Source organism: Erythrobacter sp. K21-9 (assembly GCF_055808355.1).
Window position 1 is genome coordinate 2,957,655 of sequence record NZ_CM147866.1, and the last position, 16,059, is coordinate 2,973,713.

General features: G+C 62.2%; 17 protein-coding genes and 1 pseudogene. 5 read left to right on the forward strand and 13 right to left on the reverse strand.

Features of this window, described 5'->3' with window-relative positions:
* Positions 1-144 precede the first annotated feature (144 nt).
* Positions 145-831 (reverse strand): helix-turn-helix domain-containing protein, encoded by a 687-nt coding sequence (locus AC0L39_RS15225; RefSeq protein WP_473259129.1) that lies wholly within the window; start codon positions 829-831, stop codon positions 145-147.
* Between the two features lie 114 nt (positions 832-945).
* The gene (locus AC0L39_RS15230; protein WP_473262419.1) at positions 946-2,202 is read right to left on the reverse strand and encodes an aspartate kinase; all 1,257 of its coding nucleotides are present in this window, start codon (positions 2,200-2,202) and stop codon (positions 946-948) included.
* A gap of 79 nt (positions 2,203-2,281) precedes the next feature.
* Between AC0L39_RS15230 and ubiG the strand changes: the two genes are divergently transcribed.
* Positions 2,282-3,022 (forward strand): bifunctional 2-polyprenyl-6-hydroxyphenol methylase/3-demethylubiquinol 3-O-methyltransferase UbiG, encoded by a 741-nt coding sequence (gene ubiG / locus AC0L39_RS15235; protein WP_473259131.1) that lies wholly within the window; start codon positions 2,282-2,284, stop codon positions 3,020-3,022.
* Here the strand turns inward: ubiG and AC0L39_RS15240 are convergent.
* The 5 genes and pseudogenes from AC0L39_RS15240 to AC0L39_RS15260 form a co-directional block, all read right to left on the reverse strand.
* Positions 3,019-4,083, reverse strand: a complete 1,065-nt coding sequence (locus tag AC0L39_RS15240; RefSeq protein ID WP_473259132.1) for a glycerophosphodiester phosphodiesterase family protein — start codon at positions 4,081-4,083, stop codon at positions 3,019-3,021. The genes ubiG and AC0L39_RS15240 overlap by 4 nt on opposite strands.
* On the reverse strand, positions 4,065-4,412 hold the full coding sequence (locus tag AC0L39_RS15245; protein WP_473262421.1) for an ArsC family reductase: 348 nt from the start codon (positions 4,410-4,412) through the stop codon (positions 4,065-4,067). The genes AC0L39_RS15240 and AC0L39_RS15245 overlap by 19 nt, the downstream gene beginning before the upstream one ends.
* A gap of 187 nt (positions 4,413-4,599) precedes the next feature.
* Positions 4,600-5,076: a hypothetical protein gene (locus AC0L39_RS15250; RefSeq protein WP_473259134.1), complete on the reverse strand. Its 477-nt coding sequence runs from the start codon at positions 5,074-5,076 to the stop codon at positions 4,600-4,602.
* 65 nt (positions 5,077-5,141) lie between these two features.
* Positions 5,142-5,613 (reverse strand): annotated as a pseudogene (gene ruvC / locus AC0L39_RS15255) (crossover junction endodeoxyribonuclease RuvC).
* A gap of 108 nt (positions 5,614-5,721) precedes the next feature.
* Complete coding sequence (locus AC0L39_RS15260; RefSeq protein ID WP_473259135.1) at positions 5,722-6,468, reverse strand: YebC/PmpR family DNA-binding transcriptional regulator; 747 nt, start codon at positions 6,466-6,468, stop codon at positions 5,722-5,724.
* 54 nt (positions 6,469-6,522) lie between these two features.
* Between AC0L39_RS15260 and AC0L39_RS15265 the strand changes: the two genes are divergently transcribed.
* Positions 6,523-7,332 (forward strand): CPBP family glutamic-type intramembrane protease, encoded by an 810-nt coding sequence (locus tag AC0L39_RS15265; protein ID WP_473259137.1) that lies wholly within the window; start codon positions 6,523-6,525, stop codon positions 7,330-7,332.
* On the opposite strand, the gene AC0L39_RS15270 is transcribed toward AC0L39_RS15265, so the two are convergent.
* The 3 genes from AC0L39_RS15270 to AC0L39_RS15280 form a co-directional block, all read right to left on the reverse strand.
* Positions 7,329-7,676 carry a heavy metal-binding domain-containing protein gene (locus AC0L39_RS15270; protein ID WP_473259139.1) on the reverse strand — a complete coding sequence of 116 codons (348 nt, stop codon included), beginning with the start codon at positions 7,674-7,676 and terminating at the stop codon, positions 7,329-7,331. The two genes, AC0L39_RS15265 and AC0L39_RS15270, sit on opposite strands and share 4 nt — an antisense overlap.
* Positions 7,677-7,767: 91 nt before the next feature.
* Positions 7,768-8,475, reverse strand: coding sequence for a hypothetical protein (locus tag AC0L39_RS15275; protein ID WP_473259141.1), 708 nt, complete (start codon positions 8,473-8,475; stop codon positions 7,768-7,770).
* 16 nt (positions 8,476-8,491) lie between these two features.
* On the reverse strand, positions 8,492-8,728 hold the full coding sequence (locus tag AC0L39_RS15280) for a DUF2312 domain-containing protein (protein ID WP_190788839.1): 237 nt from the start codon (positions 8,726-8,728) through the stop codon (positions 8,492-8,494).
* A 325-nt stretch (positions 8,729-9,053) separates the two neighbouring features.
* Here AC0L39_RS15280 and AC0L39_RS15285 point away from each other — a divergent pair, with 325 nt between their 5' ends.
* Both AC0L39_RS15285 and AC0L39_RS15290 read left to right on the forward strand, forming a co-directional pair.
* On the forward strand, positions 9,054-9,428 hold the full coding sequence (locus AC0L39_RS15285; protein WP_473259143.1) for a hypothetical protein: 375 nt from the start codon (positions 9,054-9,056) through the stop codon (positions 9,426-9,428).
* Positions 9,429-9,431: 3 nt separating this feature from the next.
* Positions 9,432-11,033, forward strand: a complete 1,602-nt coding sequence (locus AC0L39_RS15290; RefSeq protein WP_473259145.1) for an FAD-binding protein — start codon at positions 9,432-9,434, stop codon at positions 11,031-11,033.
* Positions 11,034-11,037: 4 nt separating this feature from the next.
* Here AC0L39_RS15290 and AC0L39_RS15295 read toward each other — a convergent pair whose 3' ends face one another.
* Entirely contained in the window at positions 11,038-11,373 is a 336-nt protein-coding gene (locus AC0L39_RS15295; protein WP_473259147.1) for a DUF1244 domain-containing protein, read from the reverse strand.
* A gap of 67 nt (positions 11,374-11,440) precedes the next feature.
* Between AC0L39_RS15295 and pyk the strand changes: the two genes are divergently transcribed.
* Positions 11,441-12,922, forward strand: a complete 1,482-nt coding sequence (gene pyk, locus AC0L39_RS15300; protein ID WP_473259149.1) for a pyruvate kinase — start codon at positions 11,441-11,443, stop codon at positions 12,920-12,922.
* A gap of 18 nt (positions 12,923-12,940) precedes the next feature.
* Here pyk and AC0L39_RS15305 read toward each other — a convergent pair whose 3' ends face one another.
* Both AC0L39_RS15305 and gltX read right to left on the reverse strand, forming a co-directional pair.
* Complete coding sequence (locus AC0L39_RS15305) at positions 12,941-14,650, reverse strand: SulP family inorganic anion transporter (protein ID WP_473259151.1); 1,710 nt, start codon at positions 14,648-14,650, stop codon at positions 12,941-12,943.
* 62 nt (positions 14,651-14,712) lie between these two features.
* Positions 14,713-16,041 carry a glutamate--tRNA ligase gene (gene gltX, locus AC0L39_RS15310; RefSeq protein WP_473259153.1) on the reverse strand — a complete coding sequence of 443 codons (1,329 nt, stop codon included), beginning with the start codon at positions 16,039-16,041 and terminating at the stop codon, positions 14,713-14,715.
* Positions 16,042-16,059 lie beyond the last annotated feature (18 nt).

The following is a 16,059-nucleotide window of genomic DNA, read 5'->3' on the forward strand; positions in this document are numbered from 1 at the left end:
TTACCCCTGTTATTCCGTTGCCGAAGATAAATCCTGTTAGTCTCGTGAACTTACTTAACTAAAAAACGAATCAACGCTGGAATTTGTTTACCATAATTCGAAGTAATAAACGTGATCTATTAGACACACCAACGGTATCTCGTCCTAAACCTCGATCATGATACGGATGCTATGCGGGTCGGTTCCGAAGGCCGTAGCAATACGTAAGCGGCATTCCTGAGCGACCGCGCTGCCTTCGCTGGATGGGACCGTATCGCCCAATTCCTCCACCATAACGCCCAGTGCTTCGGCGATCGCCTCGATCCGTTCGGGTAGCGGGCGGGCTTTGCCCTTTTCCCACGCCCAGACGGTCGGCTTGCTGACATCGAGAGCATCGGCAACCTGCGCCAATGTCAGCCCGCGTTCGCGCCGCAACCGGTTGAGCCGGACACCGAAGGGCTCGGAAGCGACGGAGGCAAAGCGCGCGGGGGACGGATCTTGCGCAGTCGCCGGGGAGCGGACCCTGCCCAGCATGTCCTGCGTCTGCGCGGCGGCAAGATCGCTCTCGCTGATGGGCGCAGCAAACGCGCAGCCATACAGCCGCCCGCTCGTCCAGACGACCCGCGCATCGACCGCGCCTGCCTCGGGCAGGTCGACGGCCAGCGCCTCGCCCTGCTCAAGCGGCAAGTCGGTTTCCAGCAGCAATCCGGATGCGGAAAGGTCGTGGACCGTAACGTTCGCCTCGGCCCCGTCCGGCAGCGCACCGGAGGTTTCAAGCTGCATGGCGCGGCGCTGTTCGCGGCGGTCGTCGAGGACGCCGGGGGCTGGATCGAGGTGAGCTTTGAGGACCATGTAATGCGACTCCCGTGTGGAGTGCAATAAGTCCGGTTAGCACCGTTAAACGCGAGTTACCGAGTATGGTTAACAGCGGTCAAATGCCCGCCGGATACCGCAGGCCGAGCCGCGTTAATCCTCCGCGTCCAGACCGTAGGCCGTGTGCAGCACGCGGACGGCCAGTTCGGTCTCGTCCTCGTCGATCATGACGCTGACCTTGATCTCGCTCGTGGAGATCGCCTGGATGTTGATCCCGCGATCCGACAGGGCGCGGAACATTGTGCTGGCGACGCCCGCATGACTTTTCATGCCGACGCCGACGACGCTGATCTTGGCGATCTGACTGTCGGTGATGATGCGGTTGAAGCCGATCATGTCGCGCTTGTCCTCCAGCATCGCCTGCGCGCGGGCGAGGTCTGCCTGCGGCACGGTGAAGGTCACGTCGGTCTCGCCCTTGTCGCGGTCGACGTTCTGGATGATCATGTCGACATTGATGCTGGCATCGGCGAGCGGTTCGAAAATATGCGCCACCGCCCCCGGCTTGTCGGGAACGCGGGTGAGGATGATCTTCGCCTCGTTCTTGTCGTGGGCGATGCCCGTCACGTGCCGGCGTTCCATCAGGCCCTTCTCCACCAATTCGTCCATTTCTTCATCCGACACGATCATCGTGCCGGGCAATTCGTCTGCCGATATTGCATCGTCGCCTGTAAAGCTGGAGAGCACCTGCAGGCGCACCCCTTCCTTCATCGCGAGGCCGACCGAGCGGGTCTGGAGCACCTTCGCCCCGACGCTCGCCAGTTCCAGCATTTCTTCGTAGGTCACCGCTTTCAGCTTGCGCGCCTTGGCCACGATGCGTGGGTCGGTCGTGTAGACCCCATCGACATCGGTGTAGATATCGCAGCGATCCGCGCCGACCGCCGCCGCGACCGCAACCGCCGACGTGTCGGAACCTCCGCGCCCCAGCGTCGCCACCCGGCCCTCGCCCGAGAGGCCCTGGAAACCCGGAACAACAGCAATTTCGCCCGCTTCCATGCTGGCAATCATGCCTGGCGCGTCGATTGTATCGATCCGCGCCTTGGCATGGGATTCGACCGTTTTGACCGGGATTTGCCAGCCGAGCCAGCTGCGCGCCTTGCACCCCAGAGATTGCAGCGTCAGCGCAAGCAGGCCGCTCGTCACCTGCTCGCCGCTGGAGACGACGACATCGTATTCCGCCGGATCGTAGAGCGCGTTCGCCTCGCGGCAGAAATTGACAAGCCGGTCGGTCTCGCCCGCCATCGCGCTGACCACCACGGCAACCTCATTCCCGCCAGCGGCCTGAGCGCGCACGATATTGGCGACGCGGCGAATGCGTTCGGTCCCGGCCATCGATGTGCCGCCGAATTTCATCACGATGCGTTGTTTGCTCTTTGCCAAAGCGCGAAAGCCCCCGCTGGTTAGTGCGCGTTCGCGCTGTTAAGGAGCCTCAATGGGAAACGCAAACGTATCAAATGTAACCATCCGTCCGGAGGAGGCCGCATTCTTCTCCGATCTGGCGCGCGACTGGTGGAATCCTAAAGGCAAGATGGCCAGCCTGCACCAGGTCAATCCGGTGCGCATGGAGTTCATTCGCAGCGCCATCGACGCGCACTGGAACATCGATCCGCGCTCGATCAGGCCGCTTTCCGGCAAGACCGCACTCGATATCGGCTGCGGTGCGGGGCTGGTGTGCGAGCCGCTCTCCCGGCTGGGCGCTGACGTCACCGGGGTCGATGCCAGCGCGGAGAACGTCTCGGTCGCGGCCACCCATGCCGAGGCAAGCGGGCTAGATATCCGCTATATGGCAGGCGAAGTCGGCGGCCTCGATATCGGCACTTTCGATCTCGTGACCAGCGTCGAAGTCATCGAACACGTCGCGGACAAGCGCGCATTCCTCGCCGATGTCGCTGCGCGGCTGGCACCGGGCGGGCTGCTCGTAATGTCCACCCCCAACCGCACCGTGCAATCGCGCGTCCTGCTGGTCGGCGCTGCCGAAGCGGTCGGATACGTGCCTAAGGGTACGCATCACTGGAGCGACTTCATTACCCCGGAAGAATTCGAAGAGCTGCTATCCGAGGTCGGTCTCGAAGTGACGCAGCGCCGCGGCATCGCCTACGGCATCGGCAAGGGGCTGCATCTGTCGGATAACGAGGCGCTCAATTATATCCTCGCAGCAACGCGCAAGGATTAGTCGCCGAGCATGTCGGCGAATTCCTCCACATTGTCGGTGAAGAACCCGTCCGCACCCGATGCAATCGCTTTCGACCACAGCTGCTTGTATCGGCCATCGGCGGCGGGGCCGCTTCCTGTCTGGAGCGCAGCCGGCAGGAAGCCGTTTTCCTTGCGCAGGGTCCAGGGGTGAACCTTTAGCCCGAGGCTTTGAGCATCGGCGACAAGCGTTGTCGCCTCCATGGTCGCCGGGTCGAGGACATAGCCGAGCCAGGGGCCGATCCCGTCGGCATAGAGCGCGATTTCTTCCAGTCCGCTGGGTGTGACCATCTCTGGATAGCGCATATCGGGTTCGTCCACCGGACCGCCCTCCGGGTGGATCAGCTGCACCAGCTTGTAATCGCTGCGCTTGTCGAGTCGCTGGAGCGCGCCGACCTCAAAGCTCTGGATATAGAGCAGGTCGGTCGGTCCAATCCCGAGATCGCGCAATTCGAGCAATATGAGGTCGACCATGTCGATCCCGGCATCTTCGAGCAGGAACGTGGGATGTTTCAGTTCCGGATAGAGGCCGATCCGGCGTCCTGTCTCGGCTTCCTTGATACGGACCAGTTGCACGATCTCGGCGAAGGTCGGCACCTGATAGAGGCCGTTATAGCGGGCATTATCGGGCCGTGCGCTCGGCACGCGTTCCCTTGCACGCAGCGTGCGCAATTCGGCAAGCGTGAAGTCCTCGGCAAACCAGCCCGCGACGCGCTGTCCGTCGATGGTCTTGTCGCGGCGGCGATCCTCGAATTCCTCGCGGCTCGCCACATCGGTCGTGCCGGAGAGTTCGTTTTCGTGGCGGGAGACGAGCACGAGATCCTTGGTCACGACAAGATCGGGTTCGATGTAGTCCGCACCCTGCTCGATCGCGAGTTCGTAAGCGGCGAGCGTGTGTTCGGGCCGGTCACCGCTGGCCCCGCGATGCGCGATGATCAGCGGGTCATCCTGCGCGTAGGCAGGCGCGGATATTGCCGCCGTTGGTAACGCAAGCAATAGCGCCAGTGCGCCCAAGGAGCCCCTCATCAAAATGTCGCGGACCATTCGTCTTCCTTGAAACCAATCAGCGTGCCGTGCGGGTGCACGGCCACTGGCCGCTTGATCATGGAGGGGTGCTGAACGAGCAGCGCTACAGCTGTGTGACTGTCGCGCGCACCCGTCTTTTCCTCATCGGACAGCTTGCGGTAAGTCGTGCCGCGCGTGTTCAGCACCACATCGACGCCGTGCTCGGCAATCCAGGCCTTGAGCTTGGCCGGGTCGGCGCCTTCCTTTTTGTAATCGTGAAAGATGTATTCAACGCCGTTCGCATCCAGCCATTTCCGGGCCTTCTTGACCGTGTCGCAATTGGGGATGCCGTACAGTTCGACCAAAATCATTCTCCGTCAGCCCCGGTCAGGCGATCGGGCACGGCGCAGCAATTAGGTGAAGTCGCCCGCTACGACAAGCGCAAGGCAAGCGCGGGGCAAGCGGCAACAAGGGCGCGCTTTTCGCACGCCCTTGCCTGTCGCCTCAGAGGCTGTCGGTTATTGGCCACTCCGCAGGGGACTGGCGCAGATCAGGTCATTCGCCGGCGCCGTACCAGAGGCCGGTGCCACGCGAATTTGTGTCGGAATACCACTCCATGGTCAGACCGCCGCGGCGCCCTTCGAACGGCCCGGTGCGTCCCTGGATACCGCCCAAGCATCCAAGCGGCGTTTCCGGACCGGGCTTGCCGAGGAAATTGCAGCCATAGATCGATGTGGCCGTGCCGGTTTCGGAAGTCAGATTGCAGGTGAGATGGATTGCGAACACGCCGCCATCGGGCTGGTCCATCCCGACGCATTTGACGGCACCGGAATTCTGGCTGCCATCAGTATAGGTCGCAGTGTAGGCCCCGGTAACGCTACCACCCTGATATTGCGGGCCGTCTTCACCCTCGAGACCGCCGATCTGCTCGACCGGGTCCCACGTCACTTCATAGACAAAGCTTTGTGCATGGGCCGCAGAGCCGGCAAACATGGCTGCGCCAGCCATCAAAGGTAGTGCAAGATTCTTCATGGATTCTCTCCCGAGTCGTCTGCGCGACCACGGTGTTAGTTACCATTTATGCAACTTACAGTCGATCAAGCCCGCTTTGTGTGCGCTGCGGCTATCGCGACAGCGAGCGCGTCGGCAGCATCGGCTCCGGCGATTGCGGCTCCGGGCAGCAGCACCTTGAGCATTGCCTGCACCTGCGCCTTGTCCGCTCCGCCGGTTCCGACCACGGCCTTCTTCACCACCCGCGCGGCGAGCTCGTGCACGTCGAGGCCGCTGGCACCGCAGGCGGCAAGCACCGCCCCGCGCGCCTGCGCAAGCTTCAGCGTCGATTGCGGGTTCTTGTTTACGAACATCTCTTCGCAAGCGGCCCGGCTAGGGCTGGTGCGCGGCAATGACGGCGCGCACCGCGTCATGCAGATGGTGCAGCCGCTCAGCCATCGGAGCCTTTGCGTGCGTTTTGACCTGGCCGTTGGCGATGTGCGTGATGCGCGATCCCTCGGCGCGGATCACGCCCCAGCCGGTGCAGCTGAGCGAGGGATCAAGGCCGAGGATGATCATGAGATCACAGCCCGACCCGCAGTCCGAGCCGCCATAATATCGCCAGCAGCAGTGCAGCGCCCAAGGCTAATGCAAAGGCCCATTCCTTCCAGCTCACGCGGCAAGCCCTCAGGCGTCCAGCTTGTCCATCACGTCGTCGCTGATTTCGTAATTGCCCCACACGGTCTGGACGTCGTCGTCGTCATCGAGCGCGTCGATAAGCTTCAACAGCGTGCTCGCGCCCTTTTCGTCCATCTCGACGGTCAGGTTGGGCTTCCACGCCAGCTTGACTTCCTTGGCCTCGCCCAGCGCCTTCTCGAGGCTGGATGCGACCTCGTGCAGGTCTTCGGCGGCGGTCCAGATTTCATGACCGTCATCGGAGGACGCGATGTCCTCGGCCCCTGCTTCCATCGCCGCTTCAAGGACCTTGTCCTCGCTGCCTGCCTCGGCCGAGTATTCGATATAGCCAAGCCGCTCGAACCCGTGCGCGACCGACCCTTCGGTACCGAGATTGCCGCCGTTCTTTCTGAACGCGGTGCGCACGGCGGTGGCGGTGCGGTTGCGATTGTCGGTGAGAGTTTCCACGATGATAGCGCTGCCGCCGGGGCCGTAGCCTTCGTAGCGAACCTCTTCGTAATTCTCGTCATCGCCCGCGCTCGCCTTGTCGATGGCGCGCTGGATGTTGTCCTTCGGCATGGATTGCGCCTTGGCGGTATTCACCGCCAGCCGCAGACGCGGGTTCATATCCGGATCGGGCGTGCCCATCTTTGCCGCCACGGTGATTTCGCGGCTGAGCTTTGAAAACAGGTTCGAACGCTTTTTGTCCTGCGCACCTTTGCGGTGCATGATATTCTTGAATTTGGAATGGCCTGCCATGAGAACTCTTTTTGCTTGTCTTAAGCGGAAAATAAGAGCCATCGCATTAGCCCGATGAGCGATATGACCACAAGCCCTCTAAGCCCTGCCGAAATCGAGAATGTCTTCGGTGATGACAGCAGTTCTGGCGCGCTTTTGCCCGCCCCGTCTGCGAAAGCCGAATGGCGCCGCTATCTGGCCTTCCTGAAACGGCCCGCACTGCCGGACCGCGTAGGTGCCGCCGCCAACCCCGTGCAGGGGACGGCGCGGATACTGGGGCTCGACCTCATGATCATGACCGCGTTCATCAGCGGTCTGATGCTGATCATCGCGCTTGGCGTGGAATTGCCCGAGAACCTCAACAGCGCGCTCGAGATGAACCTGACGACAGTCGCGCTGGTCGTATTGGTCGCCCCAGTGATAGAGGAGATATTCTTCCGCAGCTGGCTATCGGGGAAGCCTGGCTATCTGCTCGCATTCGCGGTGCTCGTCGTGACCGGAATTGCAACGGCGATGATCGGCGTCTCGGCAACCGGAGAGGCCGCAATGGCCGGCGTCGGACTTGCCCTCATCGCCGGAGTTCTGCTCGCCGGTGTGAGCCAGCTTGTACTCCGCAAACGCCCGCCAATGGGCTGGTTCCGCAAGGTCTTTCCGGGCTTCTTCTGGCTGAGCACGCTCGCCTTCGCGCTGGTGCACCTGCTCAATTACACCGAGGGCGCGCTCGCGATCCTGCTGCCACTGGTGTTGCCGCAATTCGTGCTCGGTTCGATGGCCGCCTATGTGCGGGTGCAATACGGCCTGATCGCAGCGATCGGCCTGCACGCTGCGCATAATGCCTTTGCCCTCACCATCGCCGCTTTGGCGATGGCTGCTGGGCTGGACTAGACTTTCACCGCGGTCCCGCTGGCGGAAACCATCAGCATCGAGCCGGTGTCGCCGATCACTTCGTAGTCGAGGTCGATTCCGACCACTGCATTACCCCCGCGCGCGGCGCATTCCGCCTGCAATTCCTCGATCGCCTGATTGCGCGCGTCAGCAAGAATACGCTCGTAACTGCCCGAGCGCCCGCCGACGATATCGCGGATATTGGCAAACAGATCGCGGAACAGGTTCGCACCGACGATAACCTCGCCAACGACGATGCCGCAATATTCCTGGATCGGCTGCCCTTCGACCGTGGGGGTCGTTGTCACGATGATCCCGCGCGCGTCTTTCCATTCTCCTGCCATCGAATATCTCCTTGGTTAGCTGTATTAAATCGATAACACAGCTTGGAGAAGATGCAATGACATGACGGTAATGGTGCGCCTGGCTTGCCGCTCATTCAAAGACGTCGGTCATCGGCCTCACTGACCTTGCCAGCTCGACATAGAGCGCGATCGCCATCAGGCTAAGAAACCACGTAAAAAAGGCATAGCGAGCGGAAAAAGCAATCTCCATCGCCAGTACAGACTCGGCACTGATGAATTCCGAAATGGCCATCGCCAAGGCCAGATCAACCGCCGAAATGAGAAGATAGAGCAAGAGGAACGCCCATCGCTCGCCCCACACGAAGCGGTGCGCCTGCCCGAGCGTTGGCGAGCGGCGGTCGCAGATCAATCCCGTCTCCCAAACGAAAAACCCAAGGAAGGCCGGGTAAATAATCGTTTCGATGATGGTTTGATGCCATTCAGGCGGAAAGGCCAAGAGCAAGCCGGGCGCAGCGATATAGCTGGCGACAACCAGGGCGTAGCTCAGGCCGAAACTCACGATGCCCAAAATCGCGGCTATGGCAGTCCACATCAGCCACCGAGGCGGCCCCATCTCTAACTTGCCCCGCAGCAATATCCGCGTCAGCGGAAAGATCAGCGCGGCAAAGACGGCGGTACCCACGACCCGCGTAATCGCATTATACTCGAAGTACCCGAATTCGGCAGCCGAGCGACCAATGAAATAAAAGATCGGAACATTGATCAGGAAGAAAACCAGCGCCGCAATCCAGCCTGCCGGGCGCTTGAGCAGCACCAGATAGATGCGCAGGGTCTGCACGGAAACGTGCCCTGTCTCAGCCCATGCCCAGCGCGGCCTTGTAGGTGTCGAGGATCATTTCCTGTTCGCTGCGGTCGTCCGGCTTCATCTTACGCAGGCGCACGATCTGGCGCATGATCTTCGCGTCGTAACCCACCGCTTTCGCTTCGGCGTAGACGTCGCGGATATCGTCGGCGATGCCTTTCTTTTCTTCCTCGAGGCGTTCGATGCGCTCGATCAGCAGACGCAGGCGGTCGTCGGTGGCTTCGGCCATTCTTGAATTGCTCCGGTAAATTGAGAATCGATGCGTGCTGATAAGCGCGCGCCATTGGCTTGGCCAGAGGGGAACGGTGCGATTTGCGCACTGCTTTGCAAACAAACCGTCCTGTAGTACAATCCAAAGAAAAAGCGGCGTCGTGATCCAGGTTAACTAACCGCGGAGCATCACATGCAAAAGAATTCATCGCTTTTACTTGGGCTTATCGCTGCGTTTGGCCTCGTATTGTCAGGCTGCTCCCATCATTTGGCGCAAGTCGATATCCCCGATTACGGGCCGCCGGGCGAACCCGCTTCGCAGACTTCATTCTTTGGGCGCGCAGGTGCGAGCACGAATTCTGCGACCGGCCTGGTCCGGTGCGACAAGGAAGGCTTCGAGCCGCGTCGAGGTGGAGCGGAACATCGGCCAGGGGCTTATCGCTGCGCTGACGCTTGGCACGATCAATCCCGCGACGATCAAGTTCAACTGCATGCCCCCTGCGCAAGTGCCGGAATATGTCTGCGAAGCGGTCGTCGGCGCGCAGGAGATCGTCTGCACCAAAAATCCCGACGGTGAAGGCAGTGAAGTCGTAACGTTCGATTGTGAGCCCGTTACCGCAGGAAGCCCCATTACCGACGGGTTTACCTGCACTCCGCAAAGCTCTGCTTGGACGCGAATACTTCCGTGGATCGAAGCGTCCGAAAGCGCGAGGGGGTAGATCATGCCGCAACAAAACGTCGCCTTCGCCCGCCATAATGTCGGAGCAAAATGGGAAAACTGGCACGAGACGATACCCGATGACGCGACCGGCCCGATCCGCACCGCATGGATCGACGAGATCAATCCGCCTTCCCAAAACCGTACGACCTACTCGGCCAATGCGGTGAAGACCTGCACCGCCCGCATCCAGCAATCCATCAAGGACGCGCTCGATGCCGGTATCGAATGCCGAGCCGTTGGCCGCCGCTGGTCGCTGTCGGATGCCCCGGTGACGCGCGGCGCGATGATCGATCTCTGGCGGCTCAAGGGCAAGCGCCAGATCCGCAAGAGCCAGGTCGATCCGAACTATGTCGGCGGAGATGACACGCGCCGTACGCTGTGTCTGATCCAGGCCGGAAACTACATCTCGGAAATCAACGAATGGCTTGAGGACGATGTCCGCAAGCTTTCGATGCGCACGACAGGTGCAGCCAATGGCCAGACCATTGCCGGAGCCTTGTCGACGGGCACGCATGGCTCGGTGCTTGGCCTGGGCGCGATCCATGATCAGATCGTCGGCCTGCATCTCGTCACCGGTCCCAATCCTTCGGATCAGGTCTGGCTCGAGCGGGCCAGCTATCCGGTCCTGCTACCTGCCGTTACCCAAGGGTACGGCGCAACCCTTGTCCGCGACGACGATCTTTTCAACGCGGCCTTGATTGGCCTTGGGGCGTTCGGCGTGATTCACAACGTGGTGATGGAGACAACGCCGCGCTATCTGCTTGATGCTCACAACACCGATGAGGATGCCAACAACCAGCGGCTGATTCTTGATGCTGATATGCGGCAACGCGTCGGCAATCTCGACTTTTCGGTGGCGCGGCTCGACCCGCCGGGACGAAGCGGCGCGCCCCTTTTCTACCAGCCGATCATCAATCCCAACTCGCACCCGCCGCAAGTCCTGCAAACACACATGTACAGGATCGACTGGGAGGACGGCTATCAACCAGATTACCGGATCAAGGAAGACAAATTCGGTCCGGGCTATGACTTTGTCAGTGTCGCCGGTCGCATTCTCGATGTCGCCGGGTTCCTGGTTCCGATGTTCGCCAACCTCGTCGCGAGCAGCATGTTCAAGTTGGGACCGGCCAAGGGCTCGTGGGGCGAGTTATTCGGTTACAAGGTTCAGCGCACCAAGGTTGCCAGCGGCACGGTCGCGGTCGATATCGCCGATGCGCTGGCAACGCTCGACGCGCTGATCGAACTCAACGCCGATATCGGACCCGTCCCGGTGGTCTATGGTTGCCGCTATGTCGCCAAGACCGCAGCGTTTCTGGGCTTCAACCGCTGGGACACGACATTCGTGGTCAGCATTGACGGCCTCTACAATGACGATTCCATCGCGCTGTTCGGCGCGCTTCCTGCGAAGATGGCGGCCAAGGGGATCGCCTTCACTCAGCATTGGGGCAAGACCAACGCCTATGACGCCGCCACGGTCCGCGCAGCCTACGGCGATGCCGCGGTCGATGCATGGATCGCCGCGCGCCAGCAAGTGCTGCCGGATCCGGCAGTCAGGGCAGCCTTCGCCAACGACCTTATCCGGCGCTGCGGGCTGGACGCCTGACCGGTCAGCGCAGGTCGGGCTTGTTCTTCGTCAGGCTCGCTTCCATCGCCGCGATCTGCGCTTCGGTTGCCGGGATTTGCCGGGTCGCCTTCCATTCTTCCATCGGCATTCCGTGGATCAGCTCGCGCGCTGCCGCCTTGTCGCCGTCATACCCGGCATCGCGGATCCAGTCAGCGAGGCAGTTGCGACAAAACCCGGCGAGCCCCATCAATTCGATGTTCTGGGCATCGTGCCGGTGACGCAGGTGCTTGACCAGCCGCCGGAACGCTGCCGCGGCTACCGCGTCGTCCAGTGTATCGAGCGCATCAGGTGAATTCGTATCCGCAGTGCCTGCTGTCATGTGACTATTCCTTGAGTTGCAAAACTTCCATGCCATAGCTGTCCTCGCACAAGGAAAATTCAAAGCTATGGCAAGACGCGATCAATCAAGGATCGACCCGCGCGGTCGCAAGGTCAAGATTCTGGCGACAATCGGCCCGGCGAGCCGGTCTCCCGAAATGCTCCGACGCTTGTTCAAGGCCGGCGCGGATGCCTTTCGCGTCAACATGAGCCACGGCTCGCACGATGACCATGCTGAAGCGATTAAGGCGATCCGCGCGCTGGAGAAGGAATTTCACCGGCCAATCGCGGTCCTGGCCGATCTGCAAGGGCCCAAGCTGCGCGTGGGCACGTTCAAGGACGGCAAGGCGACGATCAAGCATTCGGCGCATTTCACGCTCGACCGCGACGAGACACCGGGTGACGAGAACCGCGTGTTCCTGCCGCACCCCGAACTGTTCGGCATCATGGAGCGCGGCCAGCGCCTGCTGATCAATGACGGCAAGATCCGCCTCAAGGTCAAGGAAGCGGACGAAAACCGCATCTTCTGCACTGCCGAGGTCGGCGGAGTGATCTCCGACCGCAAGGGAGTGAACGTGCCCGATGCCGAGGTTCCGATCCCCGCGCTCACCGACAAGGACCGCAAGGATCTCGCCTTTGCCGTGCAGCACGGCGCGGACTGGATAGCGCTGTCTTTCGTCCAGCGTCCGGACGACCTTGCCGAAGCGCGCAAGCTGATCGCTTCGCACGGCGGCAAGGCGGTTGCGCTGTGCGCCAAGATCGAAAAGCCGCAGGCCGTGAACCGCCTTCCGGAAATCATCGACATGTCCGACGGCATCATGGTCGCGCGCGGCGATCTGGGTGTGGAGCTGGAGCCGCACGAGGTTCCGCCGCTGCAAAAGAAGATCGTCAACGCAGCGCGGCACGCGGGCAAGCCGGTGATCGTGGCCACGCAGATGCTCGAATCCATGATCGAAAGCCCGATCCCGACCCGCGCCGAGGTCTCCGACGTCGCCAATGCGGTGTATGACGGCGCCGATGCGGTCATGCTCTCTGCCGAAAGCGCGGCGGGCGACTGGCCGCAGGAATCGGTCGCGATGATGCATTCCATCGCGCGCGAAGTGGAGCGCGACGAGGACTATATCGAGCGCGTGCGCTTCCTCGAAACCCCGCCCGACGCGACCACTTCCGATGCGCTCGCGCATAGTTGCATGACCATCGCAGACACGGTTTCGATCAGCGCGATTACCGTGTTCACCGCGAGCGGCTCGACCGCGCGCCGCGTCGCTCGCGAACGGCCCGACACGCCGGTCCTGGTGCTGACACCCTCGATGCGCACGGCCCGCCGGGTGCAATTGCTGTGGGGCACCCACGCGGTTGCGACCAAGGATATCGGCAGCTTCGAAGAGATGATCGCGAAGGGCAAGCGCATGGCGCTGCGCCACGGTTTCGGCGAGGCAGGATCAAAACAGATTGTGCTTGCCGGGGTTCCTTTCGGCGCGCCCGGCTCGACCAACCTGCTGCATATCGTGACGCTCAACGGCGACGAGCTGGAAAAACACGAGCGCTGACGCAGACTTTGCGCGCAATCAGGTCGGAGCGATATCGGTCCTGTAATCGACCCCGCAGGCATCGAGCGCTTCGTTCACCGTCCGGTGAAAGCTGCATTGCTGCGAATTAAGCGAGCCGAGACTGTCGGCCACCGGCTGATGCACGGCGGCGAACCGGGTTTCGATGCCTTCCTCGTGCAGGCGCTGGACCATCCGTTTCAGCATCGCAACGCCGCTTGCATCGACTGCATTGACCGCGCGCATGTCGAGTACGAGACACTCGATCCCGTCATGCTGGCCCAGCCACGCGAATACCTGGTCTTCGATATAGGCGGAATTGGCGAAGAAGATCGAGCGATCGACACGCACGACCAGCGCGGGTTCGGCTTGCGGTTCGACCGTGTCGCGGTCGACCGAGCGGAAGGATTCGCCGTCATCATCGGTGCCGACCCGCGTCACGCGCGGGAGCGATGAGAACCACAGGTGATGCGCAGCAGCCGCCAGCGCTCCGACCAGCAGGCCAAGCTCCACACCAAGCCCTAGCGTCGCAGCAAACGCAATGGCGATGATAACGCCTTCATATCGGTCATGGCGCCAGACATCGCGCATTTCGCGCAGCTTCACGAGACCGAACACCGCGCTGATGACGAGCGCGGCAAGTGCGGTCTTGGGAAGGTACCCAAGCAATGGCGCGAGAAAGAAGATCGTCGCCAACACCAGCAGCGCAGCAATGACGGACGCGAGCGGGGTCTTCGCGCCGCTATCTTCGACCAGCGCCGAGCGGCTAAGGCTCGCGCCGACGGCATAACCGCCCGACATCGCGGCACCGACATTGCCCAGTCCCAAGGCTAGCGCTTCACGGCTGGTATCGAGCGCGCTGCGATCGCTTCCTGCAAGCGATTTGGCAACTGCGGCGGCAGTCACGAAGGTGACGACCGCGACGGCTAGCCCGCTCGGAAGCAAATTGAGCCACAACGCCGGATCGAGCGGCGGGAGCGCCACCGACGGCAGACCGCCAGTGGGCGCTTCGACCCGGGCAACTGTCTCGCCGTAATTGGCAGCGACAAACGCCGCCCCGGCGATGATGAGCAGCGGCAGCGACTTGGTGATGGCCTGGCGCCAGGGCGGCCTGATGCCGACCTTCCAAGCGGCGGGCGCTGCGTAGCGATCGAGCGCGAACAGCAGCACCGTAGCAGCGACGCCGATGGCGGCGGTCACCGGCTGCCAATCGGGCAGCACCTTGGCGAATTCGCTGATCGCCGCCGGGAGGTTGCCCGCACGCTCGGGATCGGTCCCGACCAGTGTCGGCACCTGGCTTGCGCAGATCAGGAAGGCGACCGCGGCGGTGAAGCCGAGCAGCACCGGTCCGCTCACGAAATTTACCAGCCGGCCCAGCCCGAATGCGCCCAGCACCGCAAGGATCACGCCGGACTGGATAGCAATGATCGCGGCGGCGGTCTGAGGTTCGGTCCCAGAGCCGGACGCAGCCTCCGCAATGACAAGCGAGACCAGCGCGACGGGTCCGACAGACACGAACGGGCTGGTCCCGAACAGCAGGTACAGCACCGGCGGCAAAAGCGCGGCGTAGAGCCCGGTTTCGGGCGGAAGTCCGGCGAGCTGCGCATAGGCCATCACCTGCGGGATGAGCAGAATGGCAAGGATCGTGCCCGCAATCCCGTCGGCCAGCGCAGAGCGCCCGTCATACGCGCCGACCCAGCTGAAATCGGGCATCAGGGCGCGCAAATTCATCGAGTCAGTCGCGCTCTCGGCGCGATTGTGCGAGGTTTGGCATCAATCACAGACACATAACTTCAGGCAGCCGCTGCTCGTTCCAGCCGTGCCCGCGCGTCCGTCTCACCTATCAGAGGCAGCAGCTCGCCCATATCGGGTCCGTGGTTCATGCCTGTGAGCGCCTGGCGCAGCGGCAGGAACAGCGCCTTGCCCTTGCGACCGGTCTTGTCCTTGAGCGCCGATGTGAGCTTGCCCCACGGGTCATCCCCCCACGCAAGAGCGCCCGCGGCTTCGGCCAGATAGGCGCGATCATCGCCGGAAAATTCGGGCTGCTCGATCGGTCCGGTGACGAGCCGCCACCATTCGGAAGCCTCGCCCACCGTCTGGATATTGGGCTGCACCGCATGCCATCCGGCCTCGTCCATACCGCCGGGCAACCGGCCTCGCACCGCTTCGTAAGGCATCGCATGAACGATGGCAGTGTTGATTCGCTCCAGATCGGCATCGTCGCATTTTGCCGGCGCGCGGCCAAAGGTCGAAAGGTCGAACGTCTCGATCAGCTTTGCGCGGTCGGCGATTGGTTCGACCGGCAGCGAAGTGCCGAGCCGCGCAAGGACCGCGATGATGGCTTCGGGTTCGATACCGCGCTCCCTGAAAGTGTCGCAGCCGAGCGAGCCGAGGCGTTTGGACAGCTTGCCTTCCTTGCCCACCAGCAGCGCCTCGTGCGCAAAGGCCGGCACGGCGGCGTCCATCGCGGCAAACATCTGGATCTGCACGGCGGTGTTGGAGACATGATCCTCCCCCCGCAGCACCTGCGAAACGCCCATATCGATATCGTCGACCGTGCTGGGCAGCATATACAGCCAAGATCCGTCAGCGCGGCGGATAACGGGGTCCGACAGCAGCTTGGGATCGAATTTCGATGCGCCGCGCACGCCGTCTTCCCAGGTGATCATGGCGGCGTGATCAAGCTTGAAGCGCCAGTGGGGCTGGATGCCTTCAGCCTCTTTCGCAGCGCGCTCTGCCTCGGTCAGGTCCAGCGCGCCGCGATCGTAGATTGGCGGGAGACCGCGTCCGAGCAGAACCTTGCGCTTCAGCTCGAGCTCCTGCTGCGTTTCGTAAGCCGGGTAGATGCGGCCCGCTTCGCGAAGCGCCTCGAAAGCCGCTTCGTATTTTCCAAGCCGCTGCGACTGCCGCTCTTCGCGGTCGGCGGCAATGCCAAGCCAATCGAGGTCGACCCGGATCGCTTCGACATATTCCTCTTTCGAGCGCGCCGCGTCGGTATCGTCGATGCGCAGGATGAACTCGCCGCCGGCCTTGCGGGCGAGCATCCAGTTGTGGAGCGCGGTGCGGATATTGCCGACATGCAATCGGCCCGTGGGTGACGGTGCGAAACGGGTGGTGGTCATGGCGTGTCCGGTAAAGCC